The following is a 21,198-nucleotide window of genomic DNA, read 5'->3' as shown; positions in this document are numbered from 1 at the left end:
ATGCCCCTTGTATTTGTATATCCAAATCAGAAAAGAAAATATGTGGCAAAAATGTTAAAAAAGCCTGAATATAACCCGGAAGAAGTGAAATTTAATGAGGCCCGATTAAAAGGTTGAAAATGCTATTTTTGTAACCTTATAATGAAATTTAATTTAACAGCTCAAGATCCGTTATCAAAAGCCCGTGCAGGCGAGATAACCACCGATCACGGAACCATAAAAACGCCCATATTTATGCCTGTAGGCACTGCGGGCACTGTAAAAGCAGTACACCAGCACGAATTAAGGGATGATATTAAAGCACAGATTATACTGGGCAATACCTATCATTTATACCTTCGGCCCGGCCTCGATACGCTTGAAAAGGCTGGCGGACTACATAAATTTATTGGCTGGGATCGCCCAATTCTGACGGATAGCGGCGGTTACCAGGTGTATTCTTTGTCGGATGTGCGCAAAATTAAGGAGGAAGGCGTAACTTTTCGCTCACATATTGATGGCTCTAAACATTTGTTTACGCCAGAAAATGCGATTGATACCCAGCGCACCATTGGCGGCGATATTATTATGGCCTTTGATGAGTGTACACCCTACCCCTGCGAATACAATTATGCGCGGCGCTCTATCGAAATGACACACCGCTGGCTTAAACGCTGCTGCGACCGTTTTGATACCACCGAACCCAAATACGGCTACAACCAAACCTTCTTCCCTATTGTGCAAGGGTCTGTATATAAGGATCTTCGCGTGAAATCTGCAGAGGTAATTGCATCCTTTGAGCGCGAGGGTAACGCTATTGGCGGCCTGTCTGTAGGTGAGCCGGCCGAAGAAATGTACGCCATGACAGAATTGGTATGCAATATATTACCAACCGATAAACCGCGTTATTTAATGGGAGTGGGCACACCGGTTAACATTTTAGAGAACATTGCCCTGGGTATTGACATGTTTGATTGTGTAATGCCCACCCGCAACGCACGCAATGGCATGCTTTTTACTAAAGATGGCATCCTGAATATGCGTAACGAGAAGTGGAAAAACGATTTTTCGCCAATTGAAGCAGATAGCGATCTATGGTCTGACAGGGAATACAGCAAGGGTTATTTACGCCATTTAATGACTTCTAAAGAAATACTTGGTGCACAGATAGCCACTTTGCATAACTTGCATTTTTATTTATGGCTGGTTACTACAGCTCGCGAAAAAATTATTTCGGGCGAGTTTTACGACTGGAAAAACATCATGGTTAAGCGTTTAGCACAAAGATTATAGCATGAAAGGCTTATTGGAGCGTTATCTAAAGGTTATTGACCGTTATATCATCGGCAAATACTTGGGTACTTTTATATTTACCATTGTTCTTTTTATGGTGATCATCGTTGTTTTCGACGTATCTGAACACCTGGATAACTTCCTGAAGCACAACGCGCCGCTGCATGCCATTGTATTTCAATACTATGCGGGGTATTTACCTTTTTATACCAACCTGCTGCTGCCGCTTATTAATTTCCTAGCGGTGATATTTTTTACGGCAAAAATGGCCAATCAAACAGAAATTGTGCCCATACTGAGTGGTAAAGCCAGCTTTAACCGTTTTTTAAGGCCTTATTTTATATCGTCTACACTCATATTTATTGTGTTCTTCTTTGCTAACATCTTTCTTATACCCTACACCAATAAGCTGGATGTAACCTTCGAAAACGTATACTTTAATGAGGTTGACCCTACAAAAAGTGAAGTACACATGCAGCTGGACAAAGAGACCTTTATTTACCTGCAAGAGTACAATAACACCCAGCATGTGGGCTATAACTTTGTTTTAGAGAAGTTTAACGGCGACGAAATGAAAGAGAAGCTGGTAGCTAACCGTATCTCATACGATTCGCTAAAGCATATCTGGACCATGCAGGATTATAGCGTACGCAGGGTTAACGGCCTGAAAGAAAAACTGTACAGCGGGTTTAAAAAAGATACCGTTTTGGATATGCGGCCGGATGATTTTGAGATTCATGATAACGTATACCGGGCCATGTCTATGACAGAGCTTAACAAGAATATAAAACGCGAAAAAACCCGTGGTACAGGTGTTTTAACCGATATGCTGTTCGAAAAATATCGCCGGTTTGTATACCCTTTATCATCATATGTACTCACACTTATCGGTGTTTCTATCTCCTCACGTAAGGTACGCGGGGGCATTGGTTTGCCATTGGGTATAGGTATATTTTTATGCTTTGCCTATATTATTGTAGATCGTTTTGCTACTGTGTTTTCTACCAAGGGAGGGTTACCACCGCTAATTGCTGTGTTTATTCCTAACGTAAGCTTTGGTGCCCTGGGGTACTATCTGCTGCGTAAAGCACCCAAATAAAATGTCCTCACCAGTACAAAAAAATGCAGGTATCAATAAAAACCTGCTTATTCTTCACTTTACAGTTTTTATATGGGGGTTTACCGGCATACTCGGTAAACTTATTCATATCACCGCTATAGACCTTGTTTGGTACCGCGTACTCATTGCCTTCTCTACCCTTTTTCTGTACTTCAAATTCAATAAAACAGCCTTTAAAGTCGATCGTAGTACGGTTGTCAAACTGGTATGTACAGGTGCCCTGGTAGGTGGTCACTGGATTTTATTCTTTGGTTCTATCAAGGCTTCTACCGTATCTATATCGTTGGTTTGCCTGTCTTCCATCACCTTATTCACTGCCATATTTGAACCCATATTTAATAAAAAGAAAACTTCAAAACTGGAAGTAGCAGCCGGCTTACTTATTATTACCGGCATTGTTTTGGTTTTCAAATTTGAAACCCACTACACTAAGGGTATCATTATGGGCCTGGCCAGCGCAGTTTTTGCCAGCCTTTTTTCTATCCTTAACAGCAAACACGTACAAAAACTCGAAGCACCCATCATTGCCTTTTATGAACTTTTAGGAGCCTTCTGCTGGATCAGTTTATTCATGCTAGCCACCGGAGGGTTTAATAACTTCACCCTACCCAGCAACTCAGATCTTGGCTACCTGCTAATATTAGGTACCGTTTGCACCTCGCTGGCCTACGTTGCCGGGGTAGCTGTAATGCGCGAATTCTCTGCCTTCCGGGTAGCGCTTATCACCAACCTCGAACCTGTTTATGGCATCATTATGTCGTTCATGTTCTTTGGTGAAATGAAGCTCATGACCACCGGTTTCTGGATCGGGGCTATCATTATTCTATCCACCATCTTCTTGTTTCCATTGGCTCAAAAGCAAATCGGCAAGTACCGTTCTCGTTAATTCGATCCTCAAATCAGTACACTTTCTATTTAACTGGTCGTTAACCTATTGTTAATGGCCATTTTTTATAACTGTTAATCGTGGCTTAATAAAGCGACCACTTAAAAATTCATCATTTTAAAAAATTAAGGCTTAGTGTATTATTATGAATCTATCGAATTTTTATAATGTTATATAAACTTCATTTTTTTGTCGTATAAGTCACATTAAAATTTAAATAATTTTAATGTGACTTATACTTAATTAATTAATAATCAGATATATAATTATAAAATAAAAAAGTAATAGTTTAAATAGTATTTATTATCAAAACACATACTGACTAATATTTTTAGCATAACGCATAATAAGACTAAAATAAAATACATTATTTACTATATATCAGATACTTAAAATACAATACTTAAAGCATTTTTATTTTTTAAAGTTTGAGAATTACGATTGCTAATAGTGTAATGAACAATCGCTTTAGGAGTGCGATAAAAAAGTTCAAAGCAGAAATAAAGTTGCGCATTGCAAGCATTTGAACGGTAAACAAAGCAACGCTCTATTTAATTACAAAGCAATAATACCATAACCATGCCAAGCATAATAAAATTAGCCTATACTGTACCCTCTTTTATAAAGAGACGCGATTGCTAACAAAAGCCATTTTTACAGGTTAGAAAAAAAGCGCATATTAGTGTCTGAAGTAATTATAAGATTCATGAGAATATCAACCATACTAATCATTGTTGTAACAGTTTTACTCACCATCGTTATTATGCAAAATACAGACCAGGTAAAATTTACCATTCTGTTTACCGATGTATTTATGCCGAAGGTTGTAATGCTTACCCTATTTTCTGTTGTGGCATTTATTTTAGGCATACTGGTTGGCAGGCCCCGCAAGGTAAAACGTATTGCCGATTATGACTATGATAAAGATGAGGGCTCGGACATCCGCCCACCGGCTGGCACCTTGAGCGATGAAGACCGCGACTATATTAGCTAAACATCCTATATTATATATACACTATGAAAACCACCATTGGATTTATAGGCCTCGGTAACCTGGGTACACCTATTGCCAAAAACCTGATAGCTGCCGGTTACCACCTGCAGGTTTATAACCGTACCATCTCCAAAGCTGATGAGCTCGACCAGGCTTCCATCACCAAATGCCAGTCGCCTGCCGAAGCAGCCGCCGGGGTAAATTTTTTGGTTAGCGTTTTGGCCAACGATGCTGTACTTACAGAAACTGTTACCGGCGATGAGGGCATTTTAAAAACCCTTCCAAAAGATGCCATCCATATTTCGATGAGCACTGTTGCTCCTGACACTGCTGATGAGCTGGCTGAACTCCACCAACAATCGGGCAACCACTACCTGGCCTCTCCTGTTTTTGGCCGGCCGGAAGCAGCCGCAGCAAAAATGTTATGGGTATGCATATCTGGCGATGCTAAAATTAAGGAAGCCGCCAAGCCATTGCTCGAAACCATTAGCCAGGGCGTAGTAGATTTTGGTGACCATACCAGCGCAGCCAATGTGGTTAAGCTAACCGGTAACTTTATGATCTTAGCATCGATGGAGATGATGGCAGAGGCTTATACCCTTGCAGAAAAATTTGGGGTAGACCGCACCAAGGTTGCAGACTTTTTTGGCAGCACGTTATTTAATGCGCCCATCTTTAAAAACTATGGCAAAACCATAGCCGATAAAAAATACGAAACGGTGGGTTTCACCAGTCAGCTGGGTTACAAAGATGCAAGCCTGGTTTTTAAACTTTCACAGCAAAGCCAAACGCCTATGCCTATAGCCAACGTGGTACATAACCGCCTGCTCACTGCACTGGCCAAAGGCTGGACCGAGCGCGACTGGGCCGAAGCCATAAGCCGCGGCGTTACTGACGACGCCGGAATTTAAACATTATAAAATACACTGCCCTTTGCTTCTAGATGTTGCAACGAGGGTAGTGTTTCAAAAATTCCAAATACCGAAGCCCCGCTCCCGCTCATGCTGGCATATAAAGCTCCTGCCTCGTAAAGCGATTGCTTAACCTCGCCAATTAAAGGAAACTTGCCGATCACTGATTTTTCGAAATCATTTTTGATATGTTCCTTCCACTCGGCTAACGGCAATTTGATCAGTTCTTTTAACGACACCGTAGACAACTCAGGCTTTATTCCCCTAAAAGCATCAGCAGATGAAACATGCAAAGGCGGCATCACCAGCACAATCACATATTTGCTAAGGTCTAGTTCTATGGATTCAAACTGGTCGCCTTTATCAAAAGCATATACGGGTTTGTTCTCAATAAAGAAAGCACAGTCTGCTCCAAGCTGTCTGCAATAGTTTTGCATAGCTTCGACGGTAAGGTTAAGTTCGAACTGCTGATCTAATAACTTAATAAAAAAAGCAGCATCTGCCGACCCTCCGCCCAGGCCTGCACCTATCGGAATATGTTTATGCAAGTGAATTTTTAACGGCGGAAGGTCATGATCTGTTTTAACGAACTCATAAGCCTTAATACAGAGATTGTTTTCAATGTCGCCCGGTATAGTTATTCCCGAAGATGCAAAACTTAACTGAGGGGCTATAATTGCCTCTAATGCATCATTGATTTTTACAGGATAAAAAACAGTCTCCAAATTATGGTAACCATCAGGGCGTTTGGCCGTAATATTTAAGCCAATGTTGATTTTAGCGTTAGGGAAAACAATCATAAACTTATTAACAGCCATGCGTTATATTATGCACAACTGTAGGATGCCAAATTTAGATTATTTTTCTTTGCGTTTGGTTATTGGTTATTGAGTTACTAAATTATTGGTTATGCAAATAGCCTGGCACTTAACAACTCAATAACCTAATAACCCAATAACCACAAAGATGAAACAATATCTCGATCTGATGCAGCATGTGCTAGATACCGGCACACAAAAACACGACAGGACAGGCACAGGAACAATTAGCGTGTTTGGCTACCAGATGCGATTTAACCTGCAGGATGGCTTTCCGCTGGTTACCACCAAAAAGCTACACCTTAAATCGATCATCCACGAGCTCATCTGGTTTTTAACCGGTGATACCAATATCAAATATTTAAAAGATAACGGCGTACGCATCTGGGACGAATGGGCCGATGCCGATGGCAACCTGGGCCCCGTTTATGGTTACCAATGGCGATCGTGGCCTACGCCGGATGGCGGGCACATCGATCAGATCGCTAACATCATTAATACCATCAAGAAAAACCCTGATTCTCGACGAATCATGGTTTCGGCCTGGAACGTGGCAGATATCGACGGCATGGCCCTCCCGCCTTGCCATAGCCTGTTTCAGTTTTATGTAGCAGATGGTAAGCTATCCTGCCAATTATACCAGCGCAGTGCCGATATTTTTTTAGGTGTGCCTTTTAATATAGCATCTTACGCCCTGCTCACTATGATGGTAGCCCAGGTATGCGACTTGCAGCCCGGTGACTTTATCCACACGTTTGGCGATGCACACATCTACAACAACCACCTCGACCAGGTAAAACTACAACTAAGCCGCGAGCTCCGCCCACTGCCAACCATGAAGATCAATCCTGATGTTAAAGATATTTTCGGTTTTAAGTTTGAGGATTTTGAATTGGAGAACTATGATCCGTGGCCGCATATTAAAGGAGCGGTGGCGGTATAGAAACAACGACATTCACCATTTTGTCATTGCGATCGATAGCGTGGCAATCTCGTCGTAAGCATATCAGATCTGTATAGCTACGAGATTGCTTCGTTCCTCGCAATGACAACATGGAGTAATCATTGCGCTTTACCACACAAAGTCCTTTACTTTATTATCTTTGGAAATGGCTAAACCGAAAGTGAAAGCTCAATCAAAAGAAGAAAGAGATATTCTCCCAAGTGATTTAAATTCATTTCAGGAAAAGACTAAAGAGAATATCAGAAAGATTATTGAAGAAAATAACGAGCTGTTTAAAAAATTAGCTAAATGAGTCAGTACATCACTATAGTGGTAGCTATAGCACAAAATCACGCTATCGGGAAAAACAATCAATTGCTATGGAACCTCCCCCGCGATTTAAAACATTTTAAGGACATTACCACCGGCCATACCGTCATCATGGGTCGCAAAACCTATGATTCTGTAGGTAAGCCGCTGCCTAAGCGCCGCAACATTATTGTAACAAGGCAAAACATTACCATTGAGGGTTGTGAAGTGGTAGCTTCTATAGAGGATGCGCTGGCTTTATGCGCTGATGAAGCTGAGGTTTTTATAGTAGGCGGGGCCGAAATTTACCGCCAGGCTATGCATTTAACCAATCGCATCTATTTAACCATTGTTAAAAAAGATTTCGAGGCCGACAGCTTTTTCCCGGTTATTGATGAAAAAGAATGGCAAACAACCGCACAGGAGGATTTTGAGGCCGATGATAAAAATACAATCCCCTTTTCTTTTATTACACTTGAGCGCCAATAACGTCATAGCGGTTTTTTTGTTTCAATTAAAATTTTACGGTAAAAAAATATTATTAGATTTGCCGTCTTGTTAAAAATGCTTATAAACTAATTAATTATACATATTTAATACACAATGCAAGGTAAAGGGGTTATTAAGTTTTTCGCCATATTGCTGGCCATCGTATGCTTGTACCAGCTATCTTTTACGTGGGTAACCCGTAAGGTGGAAAGCGACGCCAAGGATTATGCTAAGGGCAACACAGAAAAAGAAAAGGCGTATTTAGATTCGATTTCATCACAACCGGTTTACCCGTTGTTGAAACACACCTATCAATATTGTAAAGATCGTGAGTTAGCCTTGGGTCTCGACCTTAAAGGTGGTATGAACGTTACCATGCAAATTTCGCTAGGTGAACTGATCAAATCATTATCAGACAACAATCAGGATCCTGCCTTTAAACAGGCGCTTTCTAAAGCCGAGATTGATTCACATACCAGTCCTGAAAACTACATTTCGCTTTTCATGAATGAGTACAAAAAGATCAGTCCGGACGGTAAACTGGCTCCTATTTTTGCTACCAAAGAAAATCAGGAGCACATTAAGTTTAATTCCAGTAACAGCGAAGTTGAATCTTATTTGAAAGATCAGGCTAGCACTGCCGTTACGCAATCATACAATATCCTTACCACCCGTATCGATAAATTTGGTGTAACTGCTCCAAACATTCAATTACAGGAAGGCACCAACCGTATTTTGGTTGAGCTACCTGGCGTAACTGAAAAAGACCGTGTGCGCAAGTTGTTACAAGGATCTGCCAAACTGGAGTTTTACGAAACCGGCGAAAATGCTGAAATTGCTCCGTTGCTTACCAACGTTAACAGCTTATTAGCTGCTAAAATTAAAGCACCTGCTGCAAAAGACACTGCTAAGACTGCTGCCTTAGCAGGTACCGATGCTAAGAAAGATTCTACCAAAGGTGGGTCATTACTAAGTAAGGTACAGAAGAGCACTACTAAAGATACCAGCGCACTGGGTAAAACTCAGGCCCTTGCCGAAAATCCTTTATTCGCGGTATTAGCACCTTCTATTTACCAGGGTCAAAACGGGCAGGCCCAATATGGCCCGGGCCCGGTTGTTGGCCGTGCGGCTCAAAAAGATACTGCTAAAATTGATGATTTCTTCCGTTTACCGGAAGTTAAAGCCATCATCCCGCCAAACCTTAAATTTTTATGGAGCGTTAAGCCTATCGAAAAATCGAAAGTGTTTGAATTATATGCGATCAAGCTTTCCGGCGCTGGTAACGGCCCTGTTTTAACAGGTGATGTTATTACCGATGCTAATGCAGACGTAAACCAATCGCAAGGTGGTTTTGAAGTTACCATGGACATGAGTTCTGAAGGTGCAACCAAGTGGAGAGAAATCACCGCTGCTGCTGCCGGTAATGCTAATGACCCTAACGACAATCGCTCTATCGCTATTGTATTAGATGATAACGTTGTTTCTGCTCCTCGTGTAAGCAATGAGATTTCGGGCGGCCGTTCTTCAATCTCCGGTAACTTCACTCAGGAAGAAACTAAAGATTTAGCCAACATATTAAAAGCCGGCCGTTTACCTGCTCCTGCACGTATCGTTGCAGAAGATGTGGTGGGTGCATCATTAGGTGCCGAGGCCATCCATGACGGTTTAATGTCATGTGTGATCGGTTTAGTGGTTGTATTGGTATTTATGATCGTTTACTACAACCGTGCGGGCACTGTAGCTGTGGTTGCAGTATTCATCAACGTATTTTTCCTGATGGGTGTACTAACCAACATCGGTGCTGTATTAACCCTTCCGGGTGTTGCAGGTATCGTGTTGATATTAGGTATCTCGGTGGATGCCAACGTACTGATCTACGAACGTGTGCGTGAAGAGATGGCACTGGGTAAATCGCTTCGTTTAAGTATCGAAGATGGTTTCAAGCATGCTTTATCGTCAATCCTCGATTCAAACATCAGTACATTCATAACCGGTTTAATCCTGTTCATTTTCGGTACCGGCCCTGTACAAGGTTTTGCTACTACCTTGATGATCGGTATCGTTACTTCATTATTCTGCTCATTACTGATCTCTCGTTTGATCTTCGAATGGATGTTAGGTAAAGGCTGGGATATTAAATTCTCTAACCCTTGGAGCTCACATACCTTTAAAGGCGCCAACTATGCGTTTGTTAAAAACCGTTTCAGGTTTTATGCATTCTCTGGTATTTTCATCTTTGCAGGTATTATCTCTATGTTTACACGTGGTTTTAGCTACGGTGTCGATTTCCGCGGAGGCCGCTCATATGTAGTACGCTTTGATAAGGAAGTAAACATAGAAGGTGTGCGTAGTGCCTTAACCGAAACTTTTGGTGAGGGTAAAACCATCCTTAAAACTTATGTAGATAATAAAGGCCAGGTTGGTATCACTACCGACTATATGATTGATGATAACAGCACATCTGGTGATGGTAAAGTTGAGGCTACCCTGCGCAGCTCGCTGAGCAAGGTTAACCCTAAATTCCAGATAGTAAGCCAGCAAAAGGTTGGCCCTACCATTGCCAACAGTATCAAAACTTCGGCTATCTGGACGGTGATCTTCGCTATCCTGGTGATCTCGGTTTATATCCTGATCCGTTTCCGCAGATGGCAGTTTAGCTTGGGTGCCATGATTGCAACAGCGCATGATGCCTTGCTGGTACTATCGTTCTTCTCGTTGTTCTATGGTTACTTACCGTTCTCGTTAGATATTGATCAAAACTTTATCGCTGCCATCCTGACAGTAATTGGTTACTCGATCAATGATACAGTGGTTGTATTTGACCGTATCCGTGAGTTTTTAGATCAAAACAAAGGCAAAGGCGAAGACCAAAAAGTGGTTATCAACCGCGCTATCAACAGTACATTAAGCCGTACCATTATTACTGCATTAACGGTAATCTTCGTACTGGTGGTATTGTTCATCTTCGGTGGCGATGTTATCCGCGGTTTCTCATTCGCATTATTAATCGGGGTTTGCTTCGGTACTTATTCGTCGATCTGTGTGGCAACACCAGTTATCGTAGACTTTGGAAGAAAGCACCTGAAATAAGATAATAATTTCAATGTAATTAAAAGGCTCCAAAGAACATTTGGAGCCTTTTTTGTTATACCAATACACAAAACAACCTTATACTTAATATTAAGTTATGGCTTCAGCAGATCAATCAAAATTCCCAAAAGTAGTAATTGTAGGCGGCGGTTTCGGCGGTATGGAAGTTGCCCGTAAGCTTGCAAACCAACCGGTAGAGGTGGTTATGCTGGATAAGCATAACTATCACGTATTTCAACCCCTACTATATCAGGTTGCAACCGGTAGCCTTGAATCGGAGTCTATTGCCTTTGCCATCCGTAAAAACTTTGAGGGGCAAAAGAATTTCACCTTCCGCATAGCCGAGGTTAGCGGTGTTGATTTAGCAACAAACACACTTGATACCACCATTGGCGATATAACTTACGACTACCTGGTAATAGCTACAGGGTCTACCACCAACTTCTTCGGAAATAAAGACATTGAGCATTTTGCCATGCCAATGAAAAGTATCCCCGAAGCGCTTAACCTGCGCTATCTGATTTTACAAAATCTGGAAGAAGCCGTTTTAGCTAAGACAGATGAAGAACGCGAAGAATATTTAAACTTTGTATTAGTTGGCGCCGGCCCTACTGGTGTGGAACTGGCTGGTGCTTTGGCCGAATTGAGAAACCACGTACTGGATAAAGATTATCCCGAACTGAATAAATCTCATATGCAGGTTTACCTGGTCGATTTTTTGCCAAAAGTTTTAGGCCCCTTCTCTGATGAAGCCTCCGCAGCTGCCAAAGATTTCCTGGTTAAAATGGGCGTCAAGGTGGAGTTGAATGTAAAGGTGGAGAGTTATGATGGCAAAACCATAAAGTTTGCAGATGGCCGCGAAATACGCACTAAAAACGTAATCTGGTCGGCGGGTGTAATGGGTGTTGTACCAGAAGGGATATCAAAAGATAACCTGGAACGTGGTAACCGCATCCGCACCAATGATATTTGCGTGGTTGCAGGCACCACAAATGTATTTGCCATAGGCGATGTTGCTGCCATGATAACCGACGAAACCCCTAAAGGCCACCCGGGTGTTGCCCAAGTTGCCATACAAATGGGCCAGAACGTGGGCGAAAACATTGGCAATTTGGTGAACAGTAAACCTACTAAACCATTTAAGTACAATGATAAAGGATCATTAGCAACTGTAGGCCGTAACAAAGCTGTAGCAGATTTGGGTAAAATCAAGTTTCAGGGATTTTTTGCCTGGTTGGTGTGGATGTTTGTACACCTCATCTCGCTTTTAGGCTTTAGAAACAAAGTTGTAGTGTTTGTAAACTGGATTATCAACTACGTGAATTACAATGGCGGTACACGCCTTATAATCCGCAGATACGAACGTGAAGCTGTGCCTCAACCCACTGGCGAAACTGTTGCTTTGCCGAAATCAGACGGATAAATCAATGATTGAATGATAGAATGAATAAATACCGTTTACGTCATGCTGAACTTGTTTCAGCACCCCACGGGACAGGTCGGCGATTTGTATGTCGTATACTTAGCGTGTGGGGTGCCGAAATAAATTCGGCATGACGGTTTTCATTTAATTCCGAAATCGAACATCCGAAATTAAACTATTTCCTCAGCACCATCTTATAATGCTTAATCCCCGCCTCTTCAAACTCAGGCCCTGATATCACGAAACCAAACTTCTCATATAAGCCCACAGCTTGCAATTGCGAATTGAGATACACAATAGATGCATCCGCAGGCAGATCGTTCAACACAGCATTTACTATTGCCTGTGCAACGCCTAATCCTCTATAGATCTCTAATACTGCGAAACGCTCCAGCTTATAACCATTCTCTGTTTTACGCCAACGGGCTGCCCCAGCAGGTTCACCATCAACAGTTGCCAGAAAATGAGTGGAAACATCATTGTTCTCCATTTCCAGTTCAATGGGCACCATTTGGCCAGTTACAAACACTTGTTTACGTACCGCAAAAGCCTTCTCCATATCAACCTGCCCGGTAATCTTTCTTGCTATTATTTCCTTGCTCATTGCTACAAATTAATCATAAAAAAAGCGCCAATGCAATTGCATTGGCGCTCTGTATAGGTTTCTTTTACAGAAATTACAATTTGCTGTTCACGTCTAAGCAATTCAAATCTGTAAATGCTTCTGTTAAGCGTTTTACAAAAGTTTCTTCACCTTTACGTAACCATACGCGCGGATCGTAGTATTTTTTGTTTGGAGAATCATCACCATCCGGGCTACCGATCTGGCTTTGTAAGTATCCTTCTTTTGCTTTGTAGTAATCTTTAATACCTTCCCAGAAAGCCCATTGCATATCGGTATCAATGTTCATTTTGATAGCACCGTATGAAATAGCTTCGCGGATCTCTTCCTGAGATGAACCAGAACCACCGTGGAATACGAAGTTGATTGGTTTCTCGGCAGTAAGGTTATGTTTTTTCTTCAAAAACTCTTGTGAGTTGTGCAGAATTACTGGTTGTAATTTTACGTTACCCGGTTTGTATACACCGTGTACGTTACCAAAGGCAGCAGCAATAGTAAAACGAGGGCTTACTTTTGATAAGTGCTCATAAGCATAAGCAACTTCTTCTGGCTGGGTATATAAACGAGAGCTGTCAACATCGCTGTTATCAACACCGTCTTCTTCGCCACCTGTTACACCCAATTCAATTTCGATAGTCATGCCCATTTTGGCCATGCGCTCAAAGAATTTAGCAGAAATTTCGATGTTTTCTTCAATCGGCTCTTCAGAAAGATCCAGCATGTGTGATGAAAACAAAGGTTTACCGGTTTCGGCAAAGTGTTGCTCTCCGTAAGTCAACAAACCATCAATCCATGGTAAAAACTTCATAGCAGCATGGTCTGTGTGTAAAATCACAGCAACACCATAATGCTCTGCTAATAAGTGTACGTGTTTAGCAGCAGAAACAGCACCTAAAATACAAGCCTGAAGTTTTGAATTATCTAATGATTTACCGGCGTAAAATTGAGCGCCACCATTTGACAATTGAATAATAACGGGCGAGTTAACCGCTTTTGCCGTTTCTAATACAGCGTTAACAGAATTTGTGCTGATAACGTTAACAGCTGGCAATGCAAACTGATGCTTTTTGGCCGCTTCGAAAAGCTCCTGCACCTGATCGCCGTGCAGTACTCCTTTATAATTCTTTAAGTCCATTACAATTTTATTTGTTGACGCCGAAGTTATAAAAATTATTTATTAAGCGATTAGTTGTCTTGATTTTATACCGTACGAAATACACTATGCCACATAAAGTATACTATTTATGTATACTAAATTTTAAATTAGGCAGTATATCAAACAATTAAGTGAGTTAATTTTTTTGTTTCTTTGCAGTTACTACTAAAAGGCAAGATACATGGCGTGGTTTAAACGTGAATCAAAAGGAATAATAACTACTACTGAAGAAAAGAAGGAAGCTCCGGATGGTATCTGGAACAAATGCCCCAATTGCAAAAAACCATTACACTACTCAGAACAGGTTGAAAACCAATACGTATGCCACTATTGCGGCTATCATTTACGCATAGGATCGGCAGAATATTTCTCTGTTTTGTTTGATGACAATGAGTTTACCGAGCTATTTGCAGACCTACGATCAGGCGACCCACTGCACTTCGTAGACACTAAAAAATACACAGACAGACTAACAGATACGATAGCTAAAACCGGATTAAATGATGCAATCCGCGCAGCGCATGGTAAAATTGGCGGGCAGGAAATTATGATTGCCTGTATGGATTTCAACTTCATCGGCGGTTCAATGGGGTCTGTTGTGGGCGAAAAAATTGCCCGTTCTATCGATTATAGCATCAAAAATAAAGTGCCGTTTTTAATGATTTCTAAGTCGGGCGGTGCACGTATGATGGAGGCTGCTTTCTCGTTAATGCAGATGGCAAAAACATCAGCCAAACTAGCTTTACTGGCGCAGGCAAAGATCCCTTATATCTCTTTATTAACCGACCCTACAACCGGTGGTGTAACGGCTTCTTATGCAATGCTGGGCGATATTAACATTGCCGAACCTGGTTCATTGATCGGTTTTGCAGGCCCACGGGTTATCAAAGAAACGATTAAGAAAGATTTACCAAAGGGTTTCCAAACGGCAGAATTTGTGCAGGAACACGGTTTCCTTGATTTTATTGTTGACCGTAGGGAGATGAAAGAAAAACTGACTTCGTTTTTGAAGATGATGAAAAACTAAGTATTAGTAAGTGGTTGAACAGTGATACCAAGCTCCGTCATGCCGAACTTGTTTCGGCATCCCACGTGCTAAGTATACGATATATAACTCGCCGACCTGTCCTGTGGGATGCCGAAACAAGTTCGGCGTGAAGGCTGGAGAGTTTTTTTTACTCGCTAATTAACTCACTCGTAACTCGCAACTAAATAATACAAAAAGGCTTCCTGATTACTCGGGAAGCCTTTTTACTTTAAGCCTAAATCTCACGACTTGAGCAAAGTTCTTATATACCCTCTGTACCTGGCTCGTGCCCGGTCATACGGCCGGTGGTACGTCCATGCGGGCGACTTTCGAAATCGGTTTTGGCATGGCCTACTGATGGAAACTCATGCGGTGTGGGTGGCGTAACGTCATTCTGTTCGCTGTATGAAGTATCACTTTCTGCCTGATCGGGGCGGATTGGTGTTTCCTCAGGATATCTTACGTCTTCGCTGCTGGCATCATCCTCTTCCGGCGTTTCATTCGGATGGAAATCCGGCTCATCCGGATCAACGTCTTCGTCACTATTGGTAACAGCCGCTATACGGTCATAATCGGCGTTATCATCAATCAGATCGTCTTCATCCAGGTCAACATCGTCCAGATTTTCATCATCAAACTCGGTATCATCCTCATCCAGATCAACATCGGTATCCATATCAGCATCGTCATCTGCCAGATCATCATCCGGGTCTGGCGTGGCCACACTTTGAAAACGTCCGTAATTTATCTCGTCAGTTCTATACTGATTATCCTTTTCGTTAAGGATTGTGTCATTAAAAGCTGCCATAATATTGTTGTTTTGGTTTATTTATTAAACCCTGCCGATAGTACTATTGTTTTTTAAATTAAACAAAAAAAAGCACAGCGCTTTACAGGCTGTGCTTTTGTGTATTTTAAATTGTCTGCTTATCCTAAGCGTTTACCAGGCAAATTTCGCGTACCTTATTTACGGTATAATCAATCTCTTCTTTGGTGGTGTTTTTAGAGAAGGAGAAACGCACCGCAGGCCTGTCGGGGTTAGCGCCAATAGCCGTTAACACATGCGAGCCAATGTTAGTACCCGAACTGCATGCACTACCGCCAGAAGCCGAAATACCTGAAATGTCCAGGTTAAATAACAACATATCGGCCATCTCCATTTCGGGAAATGATACATTGAGTACGGTATATAAACTCTTTGCCGGGTCTGTTTCACCATTGAAGTGAATGCCTGCTACCTGTGCTTTCAAACGCTCCATCATGTAGGTTTTTAAACCCTGGATGTGGTTCTGATGTTCTTCCATGTCGGCATAAGCCATCTCGAGCGCTTTAGCCAGACCGGCAATGCCGTATATATTTTCTGTACCGCCACGCATGTTACGCTCTTGCGCGCCACCATATATCATGGGGTTAATTTTAACCTTGTGGCTCACATACAAAAAGCCTACCCCTTTAGGGCCATGCAGCTTGTGGGCAGAGCATACCATAAAATGCACTTTAAGCTTGCTCAGGTCGTGCGGATAGTGCCCGGCAGTCTGCACAGTATCGCAATGATAAATGGCGTTATATTGCTCACAAAGGTCTCCTATCAGTTCAATATTATTTAGCGTGCCTAATTCATTATTGGCATGCATAATAGATACCAGGCTACGCTCATTATCCTGCAAAAGTTTTTCGAGGTGCTTGTAGTCAATTTCACCTGTTTGGGTTACATCAACAAAGCTCAATTTAATTAAACCGGCCTTTTCCATAGCCTCTAAGGTATGCAGTACGGCATGATGCTCCAGGCGGCTTGTTATAGCGTGTTTAAGGCCATAATCCATTATGCCGCAACGGATAGCCATATTATCGGCCTCGGTACCGCCAGAGGTAAAGAAAATCTCAGCAGGCGAAGCATGCAGCAGTGTAGCAACCGTACGGCGTGCTTTCTCCAGCAACGACCGGGCCTCGCGCCCGTGAGCGTGTATAGACGAGGGGTTACCAAAATGGTTCTCCATCACTTTATACATTTCCTTCAGTACCTCCGGATCCATCGGAGTAGTAGCGGCATTGTCTAAATAAACACGCATGTTTAATTTGTTGATTTGTTATTGCTTAAGTTCATTGTTAATAGATCATTGTTCATAGTCAAATAGCTCTTACTATGAACTATCAACCATGAACTATGAATACTAACGGATTTGTAATATTTCTTTAATATCGTCAATTATCTTATTGGCAAGGCTATTGGCTATCTGCTCAGAGTTACCCTCAGAGTAGATGCGAATAATAGGCTCGGTGTTTGAGCGCCTTAAATGCACCCATTCTTTATCAAATTCTATTTTCAACCCGTCAATTGTGCTATGAGGCTGTTTTTTGTATTTCTCTTCTACCTTTAACAACAGGGCATCTATATCCATCTCTGGTGTTAAAGTGATCTTATTTTTAGAGATAAAGTAGCTTGGATAGGTGCTACGCAAAACCGATACCGACTTACCAAACTTAGCCAGGTGTGTTAAAAACAAAGCGATACCAACCAGGGCATCACGGCCGTAGTGCAGCTCGGGATAAATTACTCCGCCATTACCTTCGCCACCAATAACAGCATTGGTCTCTTTCATTTTGTTAACCACGTTCACCTCACCTACTGCGGCAGCTTCGTATATACCACCTGCCTTCTCCGTAACATCGCGCAGCGCACGGGTTGACGACAGATTTGATACCGTGTTACCCACCTTATTTTTCAGCACATAGTCTGCAATAGTAACCAGGGTATACTCTTCGCCAAACATATTGCCATCCTCGGCCACAAAGCAAAGGCGGTCTACGTCAGGATCTACAGCTATGCCTAAATTGGCCTTTTTGCTCACTACCTCCTTCGATAAGGCTCTCAGGTTCTCCGGCAGCGGCTCCGGGTTGTGCGGAAACTGGCCATCCGGTTCACAATAAAGCTCATGTACAGTTTGTACGCCCAGTGCCTTTAACAGGGCCGGTACAAATATGCCTCCTGTAGAGTTAACACAATCAATAACTATCTTAAAATCAGCCTTAGCAATGGCTTCCTTATCAACCAAAGGCAGGGCCAGTATGGCATCTATATGTTTTTGCAGGTAAGTATCATCTAAGGTAACTGTGCCCAAATCGTTTACATCTGCATAATTAAAATCGCTGTTATCGGCTATTTCCAATACTGCTTTGCCATCGGCATCATTAATAAATTCGCCATCGGCATTTAACAGTTTCAGGGCGTTCCATTGTTTAGGGTTATGGCTGGCTGTAATAATTATACCACCGGCAGCTTGCTCGGCCGGTACAGCAACTTCAACAGTTGGCGTGGTAGACAAGCCTAAATCAATTACATCGATACCTAAACCTTGTAATGTACCAATAACCAGGTTATTTACCATGCTACCAGAAATACGGGCATCGCGGCCTACAACAATCTTTTTTAAGCCCGATCTTTTTACAGCCCACGCGCCGAATGCCGACGTAAACTTTACAATATCCAACGGGGTTAAACCTTCTCCCACCTTGCCGCCAATTGTTCCGCGTATTCCTGAAATCGATTTTATTAGTGTCAAAACGCTATTTTTAGTTCCCGGCAAAAATACAATAATTGGGTGATATAAGTAGTCGATAACAACTGTTTTACACCCCACAGATAATGGCTATATTTGCACACCCGTTAAAATTACATGCCCGAATATTTGTTACAGCTCGACCGGTATTTGTTCCATTTCATCAATCAAGATCTCAGCAATCCGTTTTTTGACTGGATAATGCCCTGGTTGCGTAATCCCAAATTCTGGATTCCCTTATATGCGTTTATACTCGGTTTTACCGTATGGAAGTACAAAAAGCAAGGTGTAATAATTATCCTGTTATTAATAGCGACAGTTGGTACTGCCGATTTTACCAGCGCTACATTGATAAAAAACGCGGTAAAGCGGGTTCGCCCTTGTAACGATCCGGCTATCGCACAAACGGTTATTAACCCCGTTGGCTGCGGTACAGGCTACAGTTTCCCATCCACCCATGCTACCGATCATTTCTCGATGGCATTGTTCCTTATATTGGTTTTTTGTAAAAAATGGCATTGGATTTGGTTTTGGGCAATATTGTGGGCTGCACTTATTAGCTTTGCCCAGGTTTATGTAGGCGTGCACTACCCTATTGATGTTACCGCAGGTGCGCTTTATGGCTCACTAATAGGAATATTATTCGCACTGCTAAACAAAAGGCTTCAACCTGCATTTTATTTGTCATGATCTGGAAATCGCTCTTATTATTTTTTGCCGCCTTTTTAGGGGGCTTAGCCGTTTTTTTATTTAAGGGTGATAACCATAAACAGCTAAGGCTGATACTATCCTTTAGCGGGGCTTATTTGTTTGCTATAACCGTTTTACACTTAATACCAGATGCTTACCGCGGTAATGATAACCTGGTAGGTGTATTTATTTTAGTGGGCTTCTTGTTCCAGATCGTTTTAGAGCAATTTTCTGACGGTATTGAGCATGGGCATATGCATGTACACGGCGAACCGTCGTTTCCGCTGAGTATCATTTTCAGCTTGTGCCTGCACGGCTTTTTAGAGGGGATGCCCCTGGCACAGGGACAACAAAATCAGCTAGTGTTTGGCATTGCCCTGCACCATATACCGGCAGCCTTTGCACTGGGTACGGTTTTGTTACGCAACCATCAAAGTAAAGGATCTACCATATTTTATATTACCCTGTTTGCAGTAATGGCCCCGGCGGGTTATTATTTTAGCCAGGCTTTAAGCACCGGCGGTGTGGGTAATCTGCAGCACTATTTTAACCGGATAATGGGTGTAGTAATCGGTATATTCCTGCATATTTCAACCACAATACTATTTGAGGCCGGGCCCGATCATAAATTTAACAAGCGTAAAATGATAGCCGTGTTGCTAGGCGTTGGTATTGCCCTAGGCGGTTTTATGAATGAGCTGTAATTTAGCCCCGCATTTTATCCAGCAAACTGCTTAATAAGGCAGCTTCGGCTTCGGTAAGATTATCTTTTACAATGTCGCTCGTTTTAACTTCTTTGTCCATTTTGCAAAGCGTAGACAGGCCTTCGTCACTAATCCGGATATCTACCGAACGGCGGTCTTTATTATTAGTGCAGCGCGATACCAGCCCTTTTTGTACCAACCGATCTACAATACGGGATGCATCAGACATTTTATCGAGCATACGCTCTTTCAACAGGTTCACCGTTGCCGGATTGGGGTATTGGCCGCGCAAAATGCGCAGTATATTAAATTGCTGGCTGGTTAGGTTATACTGCTCAAACTGGTAGCGTAAAAGATTGTTAAGCCACCCATAGGTATAGCTAAGGTTAACTACCGCACGGTGGTAATCATCCTCAAACTTACCTTGTATCTCTTCATCTATCTGCATACTCTCCTTAAAGAAAAAACGGCTAAATATGTTTACTTGTTTTCTGCCTGTTTATCAGATTGCTCCTCGCGGCCGTAGTTCCAGGGGCAATGCAGGCATTTGTTTTTACAACAATATCCTCTTTTTAAATGATATTCGCGGGTAAATACAAAATTACCATCTTCGTTGATGTAATAATCTATATTTTCCTGTAGCATCAGTTTAAAATTTTTACAAAAATATCATTCTTATAGTAATTTTTAAGGTGTTTTCCATCACCATGTAAAGTCCACAATTGTTGCGGCTGTACTTGTTTTACAGCTTCAAGAATATCGTTCCAGTCGGCATGGTCTGATATAAACAAGGTATCCTGCTGGTTTACCTGTAAGTTTTTCCAGCCGGATGCAAACAGCCTTTTAACGCCGGTTGCGCGTATATAACTATCAAAGGTAAACGGTGGCACAATGTAAACAAACTCTTCCTGATTTTTCATCAGCTTGCGCCCGTACATTTGGTAAGCACCTAATTTATAACCCATTCGCTCATAGATAGCATTAAGGGGCATTATTTTATGGTGCACCAGGATCTTCTTATTGGGTGCATGCTCATTAATTAATGTGATTAACCGCTGGCTTTTGCCCAGGCCGTAGGCGCCAAGCAGAATATTGATCTTAATATTATTTAGTTTTTTGATCTCCTCTACCGGGTTGGGGTGTAAAACGGCAGGATCGGCAAAAGTGCTTTCGGTAATCAATACATC

The 21,198-nt window shown here is 42.1% G+C and carries 22 protein-coding genes; 13 read left to right on the top strand and 9 right to left on the bottom strand.

What is annotated here, in order from left to right:
- Positions 1–141 precede the first annotated feature (141 nt).
- From tgt to RG47T_RS04395, 5 genes are all read left to right on the top strand, one after another.
- Complete coding sequence (gene tgt, locus RG47T_RS04415; RefSeq protein WP_074488304.1) at positions 142–1,272, top strand: tRNA guanosine(34) transglycosylase Tgt; 1,131 nt, start codon at positions 142–144, stop codon at positions 1,270–1,272.
- Between the two features lies 1 nt (position 1,273).
- On the top strand, positions 1,274–2,371 hold the full coding sequence (locus RG47T_RS04410) for an LptF/LptG family permease (RefSeq protein ID WP_074488303.1): 1,098 nt from the start codon (positions 1,274–1,276) through the stop codon (positions 2,369–2,371).
- 1 nt (position 2,372) lies between these two features.
- The gene (locus RG47T_RS04405) at positions 2,373–3,278 is read left to right on the top strand and encodes a DMT family transporter (RefSeq protein WP_074488302.1); all 906 of its coding nucleotides are present in this window, start codon (positions 2,373–2,375) and stop codon (positions 3,276–3,278) included.
- Between the two features lie 706 nt (positions 3,279–3,984).
- Positions 3,985–4,272, top strand: coding sequence for a hypothetical protein (locus RG47T_RS04400; RefSeq protein WP_074488301.1), 288 nt, complete (start codon positions 3,985–3,987; stop codon positions 4,270–4,272).
- Positions 4,273–4,295: 23 nt separating this feature from the next.
- Positions 4,296–5,183, top strand: coding sequence for an NAD(P)-dependent oxidoreductase (locus RG47T_RS04395; RefSeq protein WP_074488300.1), 888 nt, complete (start codon positions 4,296–4,298; stop codon positions 5,181–5,183).
- Here RG47T_RS04395 and ispE read toward each other — a convergent pair.
- Positions 5,180–6,001 (bottom strand): 4-(cytidine 5'-diphospho)-2-C-methyl-D-erythritol kinase, encoded by an 822-nt coding sequence (gene ispE / locus RG47T_RS04390; protein WP_317041617.1) that lies wholly within the window; start codon positions 5,999–6,001, stop codon positions 5,180–5,182. The two genes, RG47T_RS04395 and ispE, sit on opposite strands and share 4 nt — an antisense overlap.
- A 148-nt stretch (positions 6,002–6,149) precedes the next feature.
- Here ispE and RG47T_RS04385 point away from each other — a divergent pair, with 148 nt between their 5' ends.
- From RG47T_RS04385 to RG47T_RS04370, 5 genes are all read left to right on the top strand, one after another.
- Positions 6,150–6,944 (top strand): thymidylate synthase, encoded by a 795-nt coding sequence (locus tag RG47T_RS04385; protein WP_074488299.1) that lies wholly within the window; start codon positions 6,150–6,152, stop codon positions 6,942–6,944.
- A gap of 166 nt (positions 6,945–7,110) precedes the next feature.
- Entirely contained in the window at positions 7,111–7,257 is a 147-nt protein-coding gene (locus RG47T_RS25940) for a hypothetical protein (protein ID WP_171972470.1), read from the top strand.
- Positions 7,254–7,742: a dihydrofolate reductase gene (locus RG47T_RS04380; protein WP_074488298.1), complete on the top strand. Its 489-nt coding sequence runs from the start codon at positions 7,254–7,256 to the stop codon at positions 7,740–7,742. The genes RG47T_RS25940 and RG47T_RS04380 overlap by 4 nt, the downstream gene beginning before the upstream one ends.
- Positions 7,743–7,856: 114 nt before the next feature.
- A complete protein-coding gene (gene secDF, locus RG47T_RS04375; protein WP_074488297.1) occupies positions 7,857–10,832 on the top strand; it encodes a protein translocase subunit SecDF in 2,976 nt (991 codons plus the stop codon).
- A gap of 97 nt (positions 10,833–10,929) precedes the next feature.
- Positions 10,930–12,255 carry an NAD(P)/FAD-dependent oxidoreductase gene (locus RG47T_RS04370; RefSeq protein ID WP_074488296.1) on the top strand — a complete coding sequence of 442 codons (1,326 nt, stop codon included), beginning with the start codon at positions 10,930–10,932 and terminating at the stop codon, positions 12,253–12,255.
- A gap of 175 nt (positions 12,256–12,430) precedes the next feature.
- On the opposite strand, the gene RG47T_RS04365 is transcribed toward RG47T_RS04370, so the two are convergent.
- Together RG47T_RS04365 and fbaA are read right to left on the bottom strand one after the other, a co-directional pair.
- Positions 12,431–12,859, bottom strand: coding sequence for a GNAT family N-acetyltransferase (locus RG47T_RS04365; RefSeq protein WP_074488295.1), 429 nt, complete (start codon positions 12,857–12,859; stop codon positions 12,431–12,433).
- Positions 12,860–12,932: 73 nt separating this feature from the next.
- Positions 12,933–14,012, bottom strand: a complete 1,080-nt coding sequence (fbaA, locus tag RG47T_RS04360) for a class II fructose-bisphosphate aldolase (RefSeq protein ID WP_074488294.1) — start codon at positions 14,010–14,012, stop codon at positions 12,933–12,935.
- Positions 14,013–14,214: 202 nt separating this feature from the next.
- On the opposite strand from fbaA, the gene accD reads away from it, so the two are divergent.
- Entirely contained in the window at positions 14,215–15,060 is an 846-nt protein-coding gene (gene accD / locus RG47T_RS04355) for an acetyl-CoA carboxylase, carboxyltransferase subunit beta (RefSeq protein WP_074488293.1), read from the top strand.
- 262 nt (positions 15,061–15,322) lie between these two features.
- Here the strand turns inward: accD and RG47T_RS04350 are convergent, their stop codons facing one another.
- The 3 genes from RG47T_RS04350 to glmM form a co-directional block, all read right to left on the bottom strand.
- A complete protein-coding gene (locus tag RG47T_RS04350; RefSeq protein ID WP_074488292.1) occupies positions 15,323–15,868 on the bottom strand; it encodes a hypothetical protein in 546 nt (181 codons plus the stop codon).
- A 124-nt stretch (positions 15,869–15,992) separates the two neighbouring features.
- A complete protein-coding gene (locus RG47T_RS04345) occupies positions 15,993–17,129 on the bottom strand; it encodes a cysteine desulfurase family protein (protein WP_074488291.1) in 1,137 nt (378 codons plus the stop codon).
- A 102-nt stretch (positions 17,130–17,231) separates the two neighbouring features.
- Entirely contained in the window at positions 17,232–18,620 is a 1,389-nt protein-coding gene (gene glmM / locus RG47T_RS04340; protein WP_074493127.1) for a phosphoglucosamine mutase, read from the bottom strand.
- Positions 18,621–18,734: 114 nt separating this feature from the next.
- Here glmM and RG47T_RS04335 point away from each other — a divergent pair, with 114 nt between their 5' ends.
- Both RG47T_RS04335 and RG47T_RS04330 read left to right on the top strand, forming a co-directional pair.
- Positions 18,735–19,307 carry a phosphatase PAP2 family protein gene (locus RG47T_RS04335; RefSeq protein ID WP_074488290.1) on the top strand — a complete coding sequence of 191 codons (573 nt, stop codon included), beginning with the start codon at positions 18,735–18,737 and terminating at the stop codon, positions 19,305–19,307.
- On the top strand, positions 19,304–20,011 hold the full coding sequence (locus RG47T_RS04330) for a ZIP family metal transporter (RefSeq protein ID WP_074488289.1): 708 nt from the start codon (positions 19,304–19,306) through the stop codon (positions 20,009–20,011). The genes RG47T_RS04335 and RG47T_RS04330 overlap by 4 nt, the downstream gene beginning before the upstream one ends.
- Position 20,012: 1 nt before the next feature.
- Here the strand turns inward: RG47T_RS04330 and RG47T_RS04325 are convergent, their stop codons facing one another.
- The 3 genes from RG47T_RS04325 to RG47T_RS26595 form a co-directional block, all read right to left on the bottom strand.
- Positions 20,013–20,459 (bottom strand): MarR family winged helix-turn-helix transcriptional regulator, encoded by a 447-nt coding sequence (locus RG47T_RS04325; RefSeq protein WP_074488288.1) that lies wholly within the window; start codon positions 20,457–20,459, stop codon positions 20,013–20,015.
- A 32-nt stretch (positions 20,460–20,491) separates the two neighbouring features.
- Entirely contained in the window at positions 20,492–20,656 is a 165-nt protein-coding gene (locus tag RG47T_RS25935) for a C1orf53 family protein (RefSeq protein ID WP_171972469.1), read from the bottom strand.
- On the bottom strand, positions 20,656–21,198 hold a 543-nt coding region (locus tag RG47T_RS26595), incomplete at its 5' end, for an MBL fold metallo-hydrolase RNA specificity domain-containing protein (protein ID WP_354524409.1). The genes RG47T_RS26595 and RG47T_RS25935, both read right to left, overlap by 1 nt.

The sequence above is a fragment of the Mucilaginibacter polytrichastri genome (assembly GCF_001911425.1).
Classification (GTDB): domain Bacteria; phylum Bacteroidota; class Bacteroidia; order Sphingobacteriales; family Sphingobacteriaceae; genus Mucilaginibacter; species Mucilaginibacter polytrichastri.
The sequence above is the reverse complement of the archived record's forward strand: the minus strand, read 5'-3'. Positions and strand labels throughout refer to the sequence as shown.

Bases quoted from the DNA above. Each gene is read 5' to 3' on its own strand.
- tgt (WP_074488304.1), top strand. From the start codon at position 142: ATGAAATTTAATTTAACAGCTCAAGATCCGTTATCAAAAGCCCGTGCA.
- RG47T_RS04410 (WP_074488303.1), top strand. From the start codon at position 1,274: ATGAAAGGCTTATTGGAGCGTTATCTAAAGGTTATTGACCGTTATATC.
- RG47T_RS04405 (WP_074488302.1), top strand. From the start codon at position 2,373: ATGTCCTCACCAGTACAAAAAAATGCAGGTATCAATAAAAACCTGCTT.
- RG47T_RS04400 (WP_074488301.1), top strand. From the start codon at position 3,985: ATGAGAATATCAACCATACTAATCATTGTTGTAACAGTTTTACTCACC.
- RG47T_RS04395 (WP_074488300.1), top strand. From the start codon at position 4,296: ATGAAAACCACCATTGGATTTATAGGCCTCGGTAACCTGGGTACACCT.
- ispE (WP_317041617.1), bottom strand. From the start codon at position 6,001: ATGGCTGTTAATAAGTTTATGATTGTTTTCCCTAACGCTAAAATCAAC.
- RG47T_RS04385 (WP_074488299.1), top strand. From the start codon at position 6,150: ATGAAACAATATCTCGATCTGATGCAGCATGTGCTAGATACCGGCACA.
- RG47T_RS25940 (WP_171972470.1), top strand. From the start codon at position 7,111: ATGGCTAAACCGAAAGTGAAAGCTCAATCAAAAGAAGAAAGAGATATT.
- RG47T_RS04380 (WP_074488298.1), top strand. From the start codon at position 7,254: ATGAGTCAGTACATCACTATAGTGGTAGCTATAGCACAAAATCACGCT.
- secDF (WP_074488297.1), top strand. From the start codon at position 7,857: ATGCAAGGTAAAGGGGTTATTAAGTTTTTCGCCATATTGCTGGCCATC.
- RG47T_RS04370 (WP_074488296.1), top strand. From the start codon at position 10,930: ATGGCTTCAGCAGATCAATCAAAATTCCCAAAAGTAGTAATTGTAGGC.
- RG47T_RS04365 (WP_074488295.1), bottom strand. From the start codon at position 12,859: ATGAGCAAGGAAATAATAGCAAGAAAGATTACCGGGCAGGTTGATATG.
- fbaA (WP_074488294.1), bottom strand. From the start codon at position 14,012: ATGGACTTAAAGAATTATAAAGGAGTACTGCACGGCGATCAGGTGCAG.
- accD (WP_074488293.1), top strand. From the start codon at position 14,215: ATGGCGTGGTTTAAACGTGAATCAAAAGGAATAATAACTACTACTGAA.
- RG47T_RS04350 (WP_074488292.1), bottom strand. From the start codon at position 15,868: ATGGCAGCTTTTAATGACACAATCCTTAACGAAAAGGATAATCAGTAT.
- RG47T_RS04345 (WP_074488291.1), bottom strand. From the start codon at position 17,129: ATGCGTGTTTATTTAGACAATGCCGCTACTACTCCGATGGATCCGGAG.
- RG47T_RS04335 (WP_074488290.1), top strand. From the start codon at position 18,735: ATGCCCGAATATTTGTTACAGCTCGACCGGTATTTGTTCCATTTCATC.
- RG47T_RS04330 (WP_074488289.1), top strand. From the start codon at position 19,304: ATGATCTGGAAATCGCTCTTATTATTTTTTGCCGCCTTTTTAGGGGGC.
- RG47T_RS04325 (WP_074488288.1), bottom strand. From the start codon at position 20,459: ATGCAGATAGATGAAGAGATACAAGGTAAGTTTGAGGATGATTACCAC.
- RG47T_RS25935 (WP_171972469.1), bottom strand. From the start codon at position 20,656: ATGCTACAGGAAAATATAGATTATTACATCAACGAAGATGGTAATTTT.